The following is an 11,638-nucleotide window of genomic DNA, read 5'->3' as shown; positions in this document are numbered from 1 at the left end:
CTCCGCCCCCCTGTTGCAGGAAGGCCACCTTCATGACGCTTTGCGTCATCAAGGTGGCCTTCCTGCAATCCCGGGGCCGGTGACGCCGAGCAGGCCGTCCGGGACGCGCTTAACCCGTTGCGCCCCGCCGTAACGTGGACAGACGTGCTCGCGCCGTACCCGCAGCTCGTCGTCGCCGGATTCCGCCGCTACGCCACCTACCGCCAGGCCGCTCTCGCGGGCCTCTCCACGAACCTCGTCTTCGGCCTCCTGCGCGCCGCCGTGCTGGTCGCCGTGCTCGCCGAGCGACCGGTCGTCGCGGGCTACGACGTCGCCGTCGCCGTCACCTACGTCTGGCTCGGGCAGGGCCTGCTCACCGTCGTGCTGCTGTGGGGCGACTCCGAGCTGTCGACCCGCGTCCGCACCGGCGACGTCGTGGTCGACCTCGGCCGCCCGTGGGACCTGCAGGCCGCGCTGCTGGCCACCGACCTCGGCCGGGCCGGGTTCGCCGTGCTCTCCCGGCTGGTCCCGCCGATGGCGTTCGGCGCGCTGCTGTTCCCGGTCCGCTGGCCCGAGCGGCCCGCCACCTGGGCGCTGTTCGCGGTGGCCGTGGTGCTCGCCGTCGTCGTCAGCTTCGGGGTGCGGTTCCTGCTCAACGCCAGCGCGTTCTGGCTGCTCGACGCGCGCGGCGTGCTCGCGGTGTGGGGCGTGGCCGGCGGGGTGCTGTCCGGGTTGGTCATCCCGCTGGCCTGGTTCCCGGCCGCGGCGCAGGCGGCGCTCGCCTGGACCCCCGCCCCGTCGCTGTTCCAGATCCCGATCGACGTGTTCACCGAGCGCGGCGACCCGTTCGGGGCGCTGGCCGCGCAGGCCGGGTGGGCGCTGCTGCTGCTCGCCGTCGGGCGGCTCGTGCTGCGGCGCGGGTCGGCGCGGCTGGTGGTGCAGGGTGGCTGACCCCGCGGTGCCCGGCACCACCGGCGCCGTCTACCGCCGCATCGTCGGCTCCCGCATCCGCAGCCAGCTGTCCTACCGCGCCTCGTTCGCCCTCGACGTCGTGGCGCAGACGATCGGGCAGAGCATCGAGCTGGTGGCGGTCCTCGTCGTGTTCACGCAGGTCGAGCAGCTGGGCGGGTTCGCCCGCCACGAGGTGCTGGTGATGTACGGGATCGCGGCCACCGCGTTCGGGCTCGCCGACCTCGCCGTCGGGCAGGTCGAGGAGCTCGCGAACCACATCCGCACCGGCGAGCTCGACGTGCTGCTGCTGCGTCCGCTCGGCGCGCTGGCCCAGATCATCTCCGCCGACGTGGCCCTCAAGCGGCTGGGCCGGGTCGGCGCCGGGCTCGCGGTCCTGGCCCACGCCCTCGCGACGGCGGGGATCGAGTGGACGCCCGTGCGGGTGCTGCTGGCCGCCACCGCGCCGCTGGTCGGCGCGGTGATCTTCGGCGCGGTCTGGGTCGCGGCCAACACCGTGTCGTTCTGGGTCGTCGACGGCCGCGAGTTCTCCAACTCCGTCACCTACGGCTCGAACTTCTCCACCTCCTACCCCGCCACGGTCTACGGGCCGTGGGTGCGCCGCGTGCTGTGCTTCGCGGTGCCGAGCGCGTTCGTCGCCTACTTCCCGGCGCTGGCCCTGCTCGGCCGGACCGACCCGCTCGGCCTCCCGGCGGCGCTGCCGTACTGCGCGCCGCCGGTCGCCGCCCTCACCGTGGTCGCCGCGGCACTCGTCTGGCGGGCCGGGGTCCGCCGCTACCAGGGAACGGGATCATGATCATCTCCACGGACGGGCTCGGCCGCGACTTCCTGGTCGGCAGCCGGCTGCGCCGCACCCGGGTCACCGCCGTCGCCGACGTGACGCTCGACGTCGCCCGCGGCGAGGCCGTCGGCTTCCTCGGGCCCAACGGCGCCGGCAAGTCGACGACGATCAAGATGCTGACGGGCGTGCTCGTGCCCAGTGCGGGGACCGCGCGGGTCTGCGGGCTCGACCCCGTGCGCGAGCGCAAGGCGCTGGCCCGGCGCATCGGCGTGGTGTTCGGGCAGCGCAGCCAGCTGTGGTGGGACCTGCCGCTGGCCGAGAGCTTCGCGCTGCACGGCGCGATCCACCGCGTGCCGCCCGCGCGGCACCGGGAGCGCCTCGAGGAGTGCGTCGAGCTGCTGGACATGGCCGCGTTCCTCGCCACGCCGGTCCGCCAGCTCTCGCTGGGCCAGCGCATGCGCGGCGAGGTCACCGCCGCCCTGCTGCACTCCCCCGAGCTGCTCGTCCTCGACGAGCCGACGATCGGGCTCGACCTCGCCAGCAAGGAGCGGCTGCGCACGTTCCTCTCCGCGGTCAACGCGCGCGGCGACGTGACGCTGCTGCTCACCACGCACGACCTGCCCGACGTCGAGCGGCTGTGCCGGCGCGTCGTCGTCATCGACCGGGGCCGCGTGCTCGTCGACGACGACCTCGCGACGCTGCGGCGGCGCTTCGCGGGCCACCGCACGCTCGTCGTCGAGCTGGTGGAGCCGGCGGGCCCGCTGCACGGCCTGACCGGGGTCGTCGACGTCGCCGTGGAGGCGCAGGGGCTGCGCCAGCGCCTGGAGTTCACCGGCGCCACCACCGCCGCCGCGCTGATCGCCGACGTCGCCCGGCGCGTGGAGATCCGCGACGTCGGCGTGGACGAACCGTCGATCGAGGACCTGGTGCGCACGCTCTACGCGTCGTCCTGACCCCCGGTCAGCCGACCTCCTGCCCCTCCAGCGTCGCCGACGCCGCCACCCCGGGGATCGCGCCGCCGCGGAAGGCCTCGACGAACAGCGCGTGGTCCTCGCGGACGCGGGCGGCGTAGGAGTGGGCGAAGTCGACGACCCAGTCGGCGAACTCCTCCTCCTTCCCGTCGACGACCGCGAGTATCGCGTCCTCGGTCTGGAACGGGACGAGCGTGTGGTCGGCGTCGGAGTCGGCGACGCAGTGCACCTTCGCCGTCGCCCGGCCCAGGTACTCCACGACCGGGGCGATCTCGTCGGGCTCGGTGAGGTTGCTCCAGTCGAGGTCGTTCTCGTACGGCGAGACCTCGCTGACGACGAACCCGACGCCGCCGAGGTCGGTCCAGCCCAGCAGCCGGTCGGCGTGGGCCTGCAGCGCGCGCTGCGACACCGCGGTGCGGTGGCCGTGGTGCTGGAACGCCGCCGCGATCTCCGGGTCGGTGACCACGCGCGACGGCGCGGCGACGTTGCCCTGCTTCATCGACACGACGACGTCGTTGTCCAGCGCCTCGTTGAGGCCCTCGATCAGCACCGTGTACGCCGGGAGCCCGGCGCTGCCGATGCCGAAGCCGGAGCGGCCCACGACGTCCTTGATCGTGTAGGCGACGCCGCGGAAGCGCTTGGACTCCGGGATCGACTCGAGGTACCGGGAGAACGCGTCGACGACCTCCGCCCGCTCGTCGTCGTCGAGGCGGCGGACGCCGGGACCGTCGCGCAGGATCCGGTCGAAGCCCTCGGTCTCGGTCATCCCCTCGAGCAGGTCGACGCGGGTGCGCAGCCGCGCGAGCTGCAGCACCTGGCGGACCGCTCCCTCGGCGGTGCGCAGGTTCAGCCCGAAGCCGCGGTCGTCGTCCTTGGAGACGAACGTCCGGACCTGGTCGACGTAGCCGCGCACGTAGCCGCGCACCAGCGTCGTGATGTCGTCGTCGGAGATCGCCTTGCGCCAGCCCAGCAGCGCCATGCTCGCCGCGAAGCGCAGGACGTCCCAGGTGAAGTGACCGACGTAGGCCTCGTCGAAGTCGTTGACGTCGAAGACCAGGACGCCGTCGCCGTCCATGTAGGTCCCGAAGTTCTCGGCGTGCAGGTCGCCCTGGATCCACACCCTGGCGGTCTTCTCGTCGGCCCACGGGTCGTCCATCTCGGCGACGTCGGCGTAGAAGAGGCAGGCGCTGCCCCGGTAGAACGCGAACGGGTCGGCGGCCATCTTGCGGAACTTCGTGCGGAAGGCGGCCGGGTTCGCCGTCATGAGGTCGTCGAACGCGTCCACCAGCGTGTCGACGATGCGTGCCGATCGGTCGGTCATGCGCCGAACGTAGCCGGTGGGGCCCCGTCCGGGAGCGGCACGCGCAGGACGCGCATCTGCAGGGCGAGCAGGGAGTAGTAGCCGACGAGGGTGGTCAGCTCGACGGCGCCCGCCTCGCCGAGCGCCTCGACGGCCCGGGCCCAGGTGCCGTCGGTGAGGTCGCCGTCGCGCAGCAGCTCCGTGACGGCGTCGACGGCCACCTGCTCGGCGTGCGGGTCGAGCACCTCCAGCGCCGCGGCGACGGGGGCGTGCGCGTACCACTCGTAGGCGCTGCGGTGGTGCGCGGCCACGGCCAGGACCGCCCGCTCGCGCACCCGGTCGGGCAGCACGCCGTCGTAGCGCAGCGCCGCGCCCAGCGCCTGCAGCGCCGCGCCGCTGCGGGGCGCGCGCAGCATCGCGTCGAACGGGCCGTGCAGGGTGCCGTCGGCGGCCACCTCGACCCGCCCGGCCGGGGTCAGCAGCCGCTCCCGCAGCGCGCGCTGCGCGTCGTCGAGGTCGCCGGGGCGCAGCGCGGGCAGGCGCCGCGCCGGCTCAGGCGAGGGTGAGCTGGCCACGGGTGATCGTGACGGCGAGGAGCACCATGACGATGCCCGGCACGACGTAGCAGACGACGTCGAGCACGCGGCTGCGGATCACGAGCAGCCCGGCCTGCTCGGGCGGGAGCGCCACCCGCAGGACCGCCGCGACGAGCAGCGCACCGCCGAGCAGCACCCCGCCCTGGCGCCAGTGCTCCATCAGCACGCGGACCAGGCCCGCGGCCGCGATCAGCAGCACGAGCGCGGTGGGCGCCCAGACCGGCAGCCGGGTGCGCACCTCAGCCCCGCACGGCCTTCTCGGCCGCCTCGACCACGTTGGTCAGCAGCATCCCGCGCGTCATCGGGCCGACGCCGCCGGGCATCGGCGCGAGCTTCCCGGCGACCTCGGCGACCTCGGGGGCGACGTCGCCGACGAGCCCCAGCTCGGTGCGCGAGACGCCCACGTCCAGGACGGTGGCGCCGGGGGCGACCATGTCGGCGGTGATCAGCCCGCGCACGCCGGCCGCGGCGACCACGACGTCGGCGCGGCGCACCTCGGCGGCCAGGTCACGGGTGCCCGTGTGGCACAGCGTGACGGTGGCGTTCTCCGCGCGGCGGGTGAGCAGCAGGCCCAGCGGGCGCCCGACCGTGACCCCGCGCCCGACGACCGTGACCCGCCTGCCCGCGAGCTCCACGCCGTAGCGCGCGCACAGCTCGACGATGCCGCGCGGGGTGCACGGCAGCGGGCCGGGCTCGCCGAGCACGAGGCGCCCGAGGTTCGTGGGGTGCAGGCCGTCGGCGTCCTTGTCCGGGTCGACCCGCTCCAGCGCGGCCCCGGAGTCGAGGCCGCGGGGCAGGGGCAGCTGCACGATGAAGCCGGTGCAGGTCGGGTCGGCGTTGAGCTCGTCGATGACGGCCTCGACCTGCGCCTGCGTGGCGTCGGCCGGCAGCTCGCGCTGCAGCGAGGTGATGCCCACCTTGGCGCAGTCGCGGTGCTTGCCCCGGACGTAGGAGTGCGAGCCCGGGTCGTCGCCCACGAGGACCGTGCCGAGCCCCGGCGTCGCCCCCGCGGCCGTGAGCTTCTCGACGCGCCCGGACAGCTCCTCCAGGATCGCGTCCAATGTGGCCCTGCCGTCCATCACCGTCGCCGTCACGCCCGCCATCCTTCCAGACGGTCCGACGCCCTGATCTCGGTGCGGTCACGGTGTCTCATTCCGGTACAGGTAGCCCTTCTGGCCTATCGGGCAGGTGTGTAATCCGTGTGACGCCGCGCACAACCGGCGCCGTGACCGGCAACGATGCCGGGATTCCACCGACGAGAGGCTTTGGTCCATGAGTGTGGAGAGCGACGTCCAGTCCGGCGCGCACGCGGCCGCGGCACCCGCCCCGGCAGCCCCCGCAGGCAACCCGGCACTGCTGGGTCTGGCCACGTTCCTGCCCGGCGCCCTGTCCCTCGGCCTCTGGCTGGTCGGCTACCTGCCGGCCGGCGACGTCGGCGGGATCATCCCGGCGCTGGTGTTCTCCAACGGCCTGTTCCTGATGATCTCCTGCATCTGGGCGGCCCGGCTCGGCGCGAGCGCCGTGTCCGCGATCTTCGGCACGTTCTCGGCGTTCTGGTTCAGCCTCGGCGTGCTGCTGGCCGGCGTCACCAACGGCTGGTTCGCGCTCACCGCGACCAGCACCCCCCTGCCCACCTACCTGCTCGCGTGGCTGATCGTCTTCGTGGCGCTCACGCTGTCCACGCTGCGCCTGCCGCTGGCCTTCAGCGCGGGCTTCATCTTCGTCAGCATCGCGGTGGCGCTCGTGCTGGCCTTCGTCCTCACCGGTACCGCGATCTTCGGCACCCTGGCGGGCGTCTCCGTGTTCGTGTTCTGCGCGATCTTCGCCTACATCTGGGTCGACGGGATGGGCCAGGAGCTCGGCGGCAAGGCGATGTCGATGGGCAACCCCATCCAGCGCTGACCCACCGCACGCTCCACGCGCAGGCCCCGTCGCACCCCGCGGCGGGGCCTGCGCCGTGCCCGGGCCCGCTCAGCGGAAGTCGCGGCTCTTCACCGCCACCGCCAGCTCCAGGCGCTGCAGCCGGTCGGCGACGAGGTTGAGCACCCCCTCCTCGCTGCGCTCCAGCCGCCCGCGCACCAGCAGCGCGGCGCTGCCGACGGCCACCGTGCGGTAGCGCGCCCACAGCCCCTCCGAGCAGGTGACGTTGAGCATGCCGCTCTCGTCCTCCAGGTTGAGGAACGTGACGCCCTTCGCGGTGGCCGGGCGCTGCCGGTGCGTGACGACCCCGCCGACGAGCACGCGCGGCGGGCGGCGCTCGGGGTCGCTCGGGGGGTCGAGGTCGGCGAGCCGGTCGATGCGCACCGCGCCGAGGCGGTCGAGGCGCTCGCGCAGGTGCTGCACCGGGTGGCTGTCCGGGGAGACGCCGGTGGCCCAGACGTCGGCGACGGTGAGCTCGACGTCGCTCATCCCGGGCAGCGGGGGCGCGTCGAGCCCCACCGCGCTGCCCGGGAGCTGGTCGGGGCGCACCGACGCCACCACGCCCGCGGCCCACAGCGCGGAGCGGCGGTCCAGCGTCCGGTCACCCCGGGAGAAGCAGCCGAACGCGCCCGCCGTGGCCAGCGCCTCGGCCTGCGGGCCGGTGAGCCGGACGCGCCGGGAGAGGTCGGCCAGGTCGCGGTAGGGGCCGCGCAGGTCGCGCTCGGCGTCGATCAGCTCGGCCAGGTCGGTGCCGATCCCGCGCACCTCCGCGGTGCCCAGGCGGACCGCGAACCCGCCGGTGCTGAGCGGGTCGGGCTCGAGCAGGGCCTCGGCCCGGCCGCGGTTGACGTCCGGACCGCGGGCGAGCACGCCGTGCCGGCGGGCGTCGGCGACGAGCGACTGCGGCGAGTAGAAGCCCATCGGCTGCGAGTTGAGCAGCGCCGCGCAGAACGCGGCCGGGTGGTACCGCTTGAACCAGGCGCTGTAGTAGACCAGCGACGCGAAGCTGATCGAGTGGCTCTCCGGGAAGCCGAAGTTGGCGAAGGCCAGCATCTTGGTGAAGATCCCGTCGGCGACCTCGCCGGTGATCCCGTTGGCCGCCATCCCGTCGAAGAACCGGGCGCGCAGCTTCTCCATCTTCTCGGTGGAGCGCTTGGAGCCCATCGCGCGGCGCAGCTCGTCGGCGTCGCCCGCGGAGAACCCGGCGACGTCGACGGCCACCTGCATCAGCTGCTCCTGGAACAGCGGCACCCCGAGCGTCTTCTCCAGCGCGTTCCGCAGCAGGGGGTGGTCGTGCTCCCACTCCTCGAGCCCGTTGCGCCGGCGGATGTAGGGGTGCACCGAGCCGCCCTGGATCGGGCCGGGGCGGATCAGCGCGATCTCGACGACCAGGTCGTAGAAGGTGCGCGGCTTGAGCCGGGGCAGCGTGGCCATCTGCGCGCGGGACTCCACCTGGAACACCCCGACGGAGTCGGCGCGCTGCAGCATCGCGTAGACCTCGGGGTCGGTGGGCTGCAGCCGGTGCAGCTCGACCCGCTCCCCTGTGTGCTCGGCGACGAGGTCGATCATCAGGTGCAGCGCGGTGAGCATGCCCAGCCCGAGCAGGTCGAACTTGACCAGCCCGGCGTAGGCGCAGTCGTCCTTGTCCCACTGGACGACGGTGCGGCCCTCCATCCGCGCCCACTCGACGGGCACGACCTCCGACACCGGCCGGTCGCAGATGACCATGCCGCCGGAGTGGATGCCGAGGTGGCGGGGGAAGCCGAGCAGCTGCCCGGCCAGCTCGCCGACCTGCCCGGGCATCCCCGCGACGACCGGCGACCCGTGCCAGCCCTCGATCCGCTTGCTCCACGCGTCCTGCTGGCCGGGCGAGAACCCCAGCGCGCCCGCCATGTCGCGCACCGCCGACCGCGGCCGGTAGGTGATCACGTTGGCCACCTGGGCGGCGCAGGAGCGCCCGTGCGTGGCGTAGACGTACTGGATCACCTCCTCGCGGCGGCCGGACTCGATGTCGAGGTCGATGTCGGGGTAGCCCTCGCGCGCGGGCGAGAGGAACCGCTCGAACAGCAGGCCCATGGCGACGGCGTCGACGTTGGTGATGCCCAGGGCGTAGCAGACCGCCGAGTTCGCGGCCGAGCCCCGGCCTTGGCAGAGGATGTCGGCGCGGCGGCAGAACTGCACGATGTCGTGGACGATCAGGAAGTAGCCGGGGAAGTTCTTCTCCTCGATGATCGCCAGCTCGCGGTCGACCGTGTCGACGGCCCGCGGGTACTCGGAGTGGCTGCCGTAGCGCTCGGCCACCCCGCGCCGGGTGAGCTGCCGCAGCCAGCTCGCCTCGGTCTCCCCCGGGGGCACCGGGAACGGCGGCAGGTCGGGCGCCACCAGCCGGATCGAGAACGCGCACGCGCGTCCGAGCTCCGCCGCGCGGGCCACCGCGCCGGGATACCGCGGTTCGAACCGGGCCGCCATCTCCGCGCCCGAGCGCAGGTGGGCGGTGCCGGCCGGGGGCAGCCAGCCGTCGATCTCGTCGAGGCTGCGCCGGGAGCGGACCGCGGCCAGCGCCGTGGCCAGCGGGAACCGCTCGCGCGTGGCGTAGTGGGCGGCCGTCGAGGCGATCACGGGCAGGCGGGCGTCGGCGGCCAGGGCGGCCAGCGCGTCGTTGCGGCCGGTGTCGGTGGGCAGGCCCTGGTGGGTGAGCTCGACGGCCACGTGGTCGGCCCCGAACATCTCGACGAGCCGGCGCAGCTCCTTCTCCGGGTCGCCGCCGGTGTCGAGCGCCCGGCGCACCGACCCCTTCCGGCAGCCCGTCAGCGCCAGCACCTTCCCCGCGGTGTCGGCGACGACCTCGTCGAGGTCGTACACCGGGCGCCCCTTCTCCCGCCCCCGCAGCTGCGCGGCGCTGACGGTGCGGCACAGCGCGCGGTAGCCGTCGGGGCCCAGCGCGAGCAGCAGCAGGTGCCCGCCCTCGGGGTCGGCCACGCCGTTCTGCGGGGCGGACAGGCCCAGGCTCAGCTCCGTGCCGAACACCGTGGCGACGCCCACCTCGGCCGCGGCCTCGGCGAAGCGCACCACGCCGTACATGCCGTCGTGGTCGGTGAGCGCGAGCGCGTCGAGGCCGAGGCGGGCGGCCTGCTCGACCAGCTCCTCGGGGTGGCTCGCGCCGTCGAGGAAGCTGAAGTTGGAGTGGCAGTGCAGCTCGGCGAACGGGACGTGCCCCTGCGGGCGCTCCAGGTCGGGCGGCTCGTAGGGCCCGCGCTTGCGCGACCACGCCGGGCCGTCGCCGCCGTCGGGTTCGGTCTTCCCCGTGAGGCTGCCGCCGTCGCGCGGGCGCCCGGACAGCGCCGCCTCCAGCTCCGACCACGGGACGTCGGGGTTGCTCCACGCCATCGGTCCAGTCGAACACACGTTCGACGCGGACTCAACGGTGAGCCGGTCACATCCCCGCGAGTTCGCCGATACCGCCCGGCGAGTTCGCCGCCGGCGCCCGGCGAGTCGTCCTACCGCGCCGGGGCCGGGGCCGGGAGGTGCGGCTCGACCGCCCGCAGCAGGGCCGCCTTCGGCCGGGCGCCGACGACCTGCGCCACCACCCGCCCGTCGACGTAGAGGCTCAGCGTCGGCATGCCCATGACCCCGGCGGCGCGGGCGGTCAGCGGGTTCGCGTCGACGTCGAGCCGGGCGACGACGAGCCGCCCCTCCTGCTCGGCCGCGATCTCGCGCAGCACCGGCTCGATCATCCGGCACGGCGGGCACCAGTCGGCGGTGAAGTCGAGCAGCACGGGCAGCTCCGCAGCCAGCACGAGCGCGTCGAAGGTGGCGTCGGTGACGGTGATCATGGTTCCTCCGGGGGGTCGAGGTCGCACCGCGGCGCGGGTGCGCGGGCGAGCAGGGCGGCGTGCAGCTGGTCCTGCAGCTCGGTGCGGACGCCGTGCAGCCGCGCCAGCCAGGCGTCGACCTCGGCGAGCTTGGCCCGGTACACCGCGATGGAGTCCGGGCAGCTCCCGCCGACCGCGTGCCCGGCGCGCAGGCACTCGACGAAGGGACGGGTCTCCTCGAGCGCGAACCCCAGCGCCACCAGCGACCGGATCTCGACGACGGCGCGCTCGTCGGCGTCGTCGTAGTCGCGGTAGCCGTGGGTGTCGCGCCGCGCGGGCAGCAGCCCGAGCGACTCGTAGTGCCGCAGCGTCCGCGTGCTCACGCCGACCCGTCGTCCCAGCTCCCCGATCCGCACGAGCCGACGCTAGAGGTGCACGTCGACGTCAACGCAAGGGTTCTCCGCGAGGTGGTCCTGCGCCCAGGCGGCGAGCGTGGTGGGCGTGGTCGTGGTGGCGTCGCGGGGCTGCTCGGGCACGAACCCGTCGCGCATCCCGGTGGACATGCCCAGGATCCCCTCGACGACGGGCCCGCCCAGCCCGGCGCCGCGCAGCATCCCGCGCATCTCCTCGTCGGTGACGCGCTCGGCGCGCAGCGGGCGACCGGTGACGGCGGCGACGACCGCGGTGGCGTCGGCCCAGCTCAGGTCGGCCGGGCCGTGCACGGCCTGCACCCGGCGTCCGGTCCACCCGGCGAGGAGGCGGTGCACGGCGACCTCGGCGACGTCGCGGGGCGCCACCCACGGCATCCGGTGGTCGACGGGCAGCACGACGGGGACGACGCCGGAGTCGAGCGGCACCGTCAGGAGGTTGCTGGTGAAGAAGCCGCAGCGCAGGTGCAGCACGGCGGCGCCGGTGGCGTCGAGCTGCTCCTCGGTGCGGGCGAGCCCGTCGATCTCCCCGGCGCCGTGGCGCAGCTCCGCACCGACACTGCTCTGGAACACCGTGCGGCCGATCCCGTTCGCGGTGACGGCCCGGGCGGCGGTCGCGCCGAGGCGGGTGTGGTCGGCGACCGGGTCGTCGCCGGTGCCCGAGGGCTGCACCCAGTACAGGGCGTCGACGCCCGCGGTGGCCGCGACGACCGCGTCGGCGTCGCCGAGGTCGACCACGGCGACGTCGACGTGCGGGCGCACGGCCGGGTCGAGCCGTGCGGGGTCGCGGGCCAGCGCGAGCGGGCGCAGGCCCGCGCGCACCAGCATCGCGAGGACGTGGCGGCCGACGTGGCCGGTGGGGGTGGTGACGGCGATCCGCAT

General features: G+C 74.5%; 12 protein-coding genes. 4 read left to right on the top strand and 8 right to left on the bottom strand.

Annotated elements, in window-relative coordinates; genetic code table 11:
- Positions 1-144 precede the first annotated feature (144 nt).
- Genes HOP40_RS12700 through HOP40_RS12690 form a run of 3 tightly spaced genes read left to right on the top strand, consistent with a single transcriptional unit; the run spans position 145 to position 2,682 of the window.
- Positions 145-930 (top strand): ABC transporter permease, encoded by a 786-nt coding sequence (locus HOP40_RS12700; RefSeq protein WP_172157995.1) that lies wholly within the window; start codon positions 145-147, stop codon positions 928-930.
- Positions 923-1,744: an ABC transporter permease gene (locus HOP40_RS12695; RefSeq protein ID WP_240157643.1), complete on the top strand. Its 822-nt coding sequence runs from the start codon at positions 923-925 to the stop codon at positions 1,742-1,744. Before HOP40_RS12700 ends, HOP40_RS12695 begins: the two co-directional genes overlap by 8 nt.
- Positions 1,741-2,682 (top strand): ABC transporter ATP-binding protein, encoded by a 942-nt coding sequence (locus HOP40_RS12690; RefSeq protein WP_172157992.1) that lies wholly within the window; start codon positions 1,741-1,743, stop codon positions 2,680-2,682. The genes HOP40_RS12695 and HOP40_RS12690 overlap by 4 nt, the downstream gene beginning before the upstream one ends.
- Positions 2,683-2,689: 7 nt before the next feature.
- Here the strand turns inward: HOP40_RS12690 and HOP40_RS12685 are convergent, their stop codons facing one another.
- From HOP40_RS12685 to HOP40_RS12670, 4 genes are read right to left on the bottom strand one after another with little or no spacing between them, the layout of a single operon-like run.
- Positions 2,690-4,021 carry a DUF2252 domain-containing protein gene (locus HOP40_RS12685; RefSeq protein WP_172157989.1) on the bottom strand — a complete coding sequence of 444 codons (1,332 nt, stop codon included), beginning with the start codon at positions 4,019-4,021 and terminating at the stop codon, positions 2,690-2,692.
- Positions 4,018-4,575 carry a carboxymuconolactone decarboxylase family protein gene (locus HOP40_RS12680; RefSeq protein ID WP_172157986.1) on the bottom strand — a complete coding sequence of 186 codons (558 nt, stop codon included), beginning with the start codon at positions 4,573-4,575 and terminating at the stop codon, positions 4,018-4,020. The genes HOP40_RS12685 and HOP40_RS12680 overlap by 4 nt, the downstream gene beginning before the upstream one ends.
- Positions 4,553-4,834: a DUF3017 domain-containing protein gene (locus HOP40_RS12675; protein WP_172157983.1), complete on the bottom strand. Its 282-nt coding sequence runs from the start codon at positions 4,832-4,834 to the stop codon at positions 4,553-4,555. Before HOP40_RS12675 ends, HOP40_RS12680 begins: the two co-directional genes overlap by 23 nt.
- 1 nt (position 4,835) lies before the next feature.
- Positions 4,836-5,690 (bottom strand): bifunctional methylenetetrahydrofolate dehydrogenase/methenyltetrahydrofolate cyclohydrolase, encoded by an 855-nt coding sequence (locus tag HOP40_RS12670; protein WP_172157981.1) that lies wholly within the window; start codon positions 5,688-5,690, stop codon positions 4,836-4,838.
- Between the two features lie 178 nt (positions 5,691-5,868).
- Here HOP40_RS12670 and HOP40_RS12665 point away from each other — a divergent pair, with 178 nt between their 5' ends.
- Positions 5,869-6,498 carry a GPR1/FUN34/YaaH family transporter gene (locus HOP40_RS12665; RefSeq protein WP_172157979.1) on the top strand — a complete coding sequence of 210 codons (630 nt, stop codon included), beginning with the start codon at positions 5,869-5,871 and terminating at the stop codon, positions 6,496-6,498.
- A 69-nt stretch (positions 6,499-6,567) separates the two neighbouring features.
- Here HOP40_RS12665 and HOP40_RS12660 read toward each other — a convergent pair whose 3' ends face one another.
- The 4 genes from HOP40_RS12660 to HOP40_RS12645 form a co-directional block, all read right to left on the bottom strand.
- A complete protein-coding gene (locus HOP40_RS12660; RefSeq protein ID WP_172157976.1) occupies positions 6,568-9,903 on the bottom strand; it encodes an error-prone DNA polymerase in 3,336 nt (1,111 codons plus the stop codon).
- 110 nt (positions 9,904-10,013) lie between these two features.
- The gene (locus tag HOP40_RS12655; RefSeq protein WP_172157973.1) at positions 10,014-10,349 is read right to left on the bottom strand and encodes a thioredoxin family protein; all 336 of its coding nucleotides are present in this window, start codon (positions 10,347-10,349) and stop codon (positions 10,014-10,016) included.
- Positions 10,346-10,744, bottom strand: coding sequence for a MerR family transcriptional regulator (locus HOP40_RS12650; protein ID WP_172157970.1), 399 nt, complete (start codon positions 10,742-10,744; stop codon positions 10,346-10,348). The genes HOP40_RS12655 and HOP40_RS12650 overlap by 4 nt, the downstream gene beginning before the upstream one ends.
- A 9-nt stretch (positions 10,745-10,753) precedes the next feature.
- Positions 10,754-11,638: an NAD(P)H-binding protein gene (locus HOP40_RS12645; protein ID WP_172157968.1), complete on the bottom strand. Its 885-nt coding sequence runs from the start codon at positions 11,636-11,638 to the stop codon at positions 10,754-10,756.

The organism is Pseudonocardia broussonetiae, from assembly GCF_013155125.1.
Lineage (GTDB): Bacteria > Actinomycetota > Actinomycetes > Mycobacteriales > Pseudonocardiaceae > Pseudonocardia > Pseudonocardia broussonetiae.
Note: the sequence above shows the minus strand (reverse complement) of the source record. Positions and strands in the feature narration are given on the sequence as shown.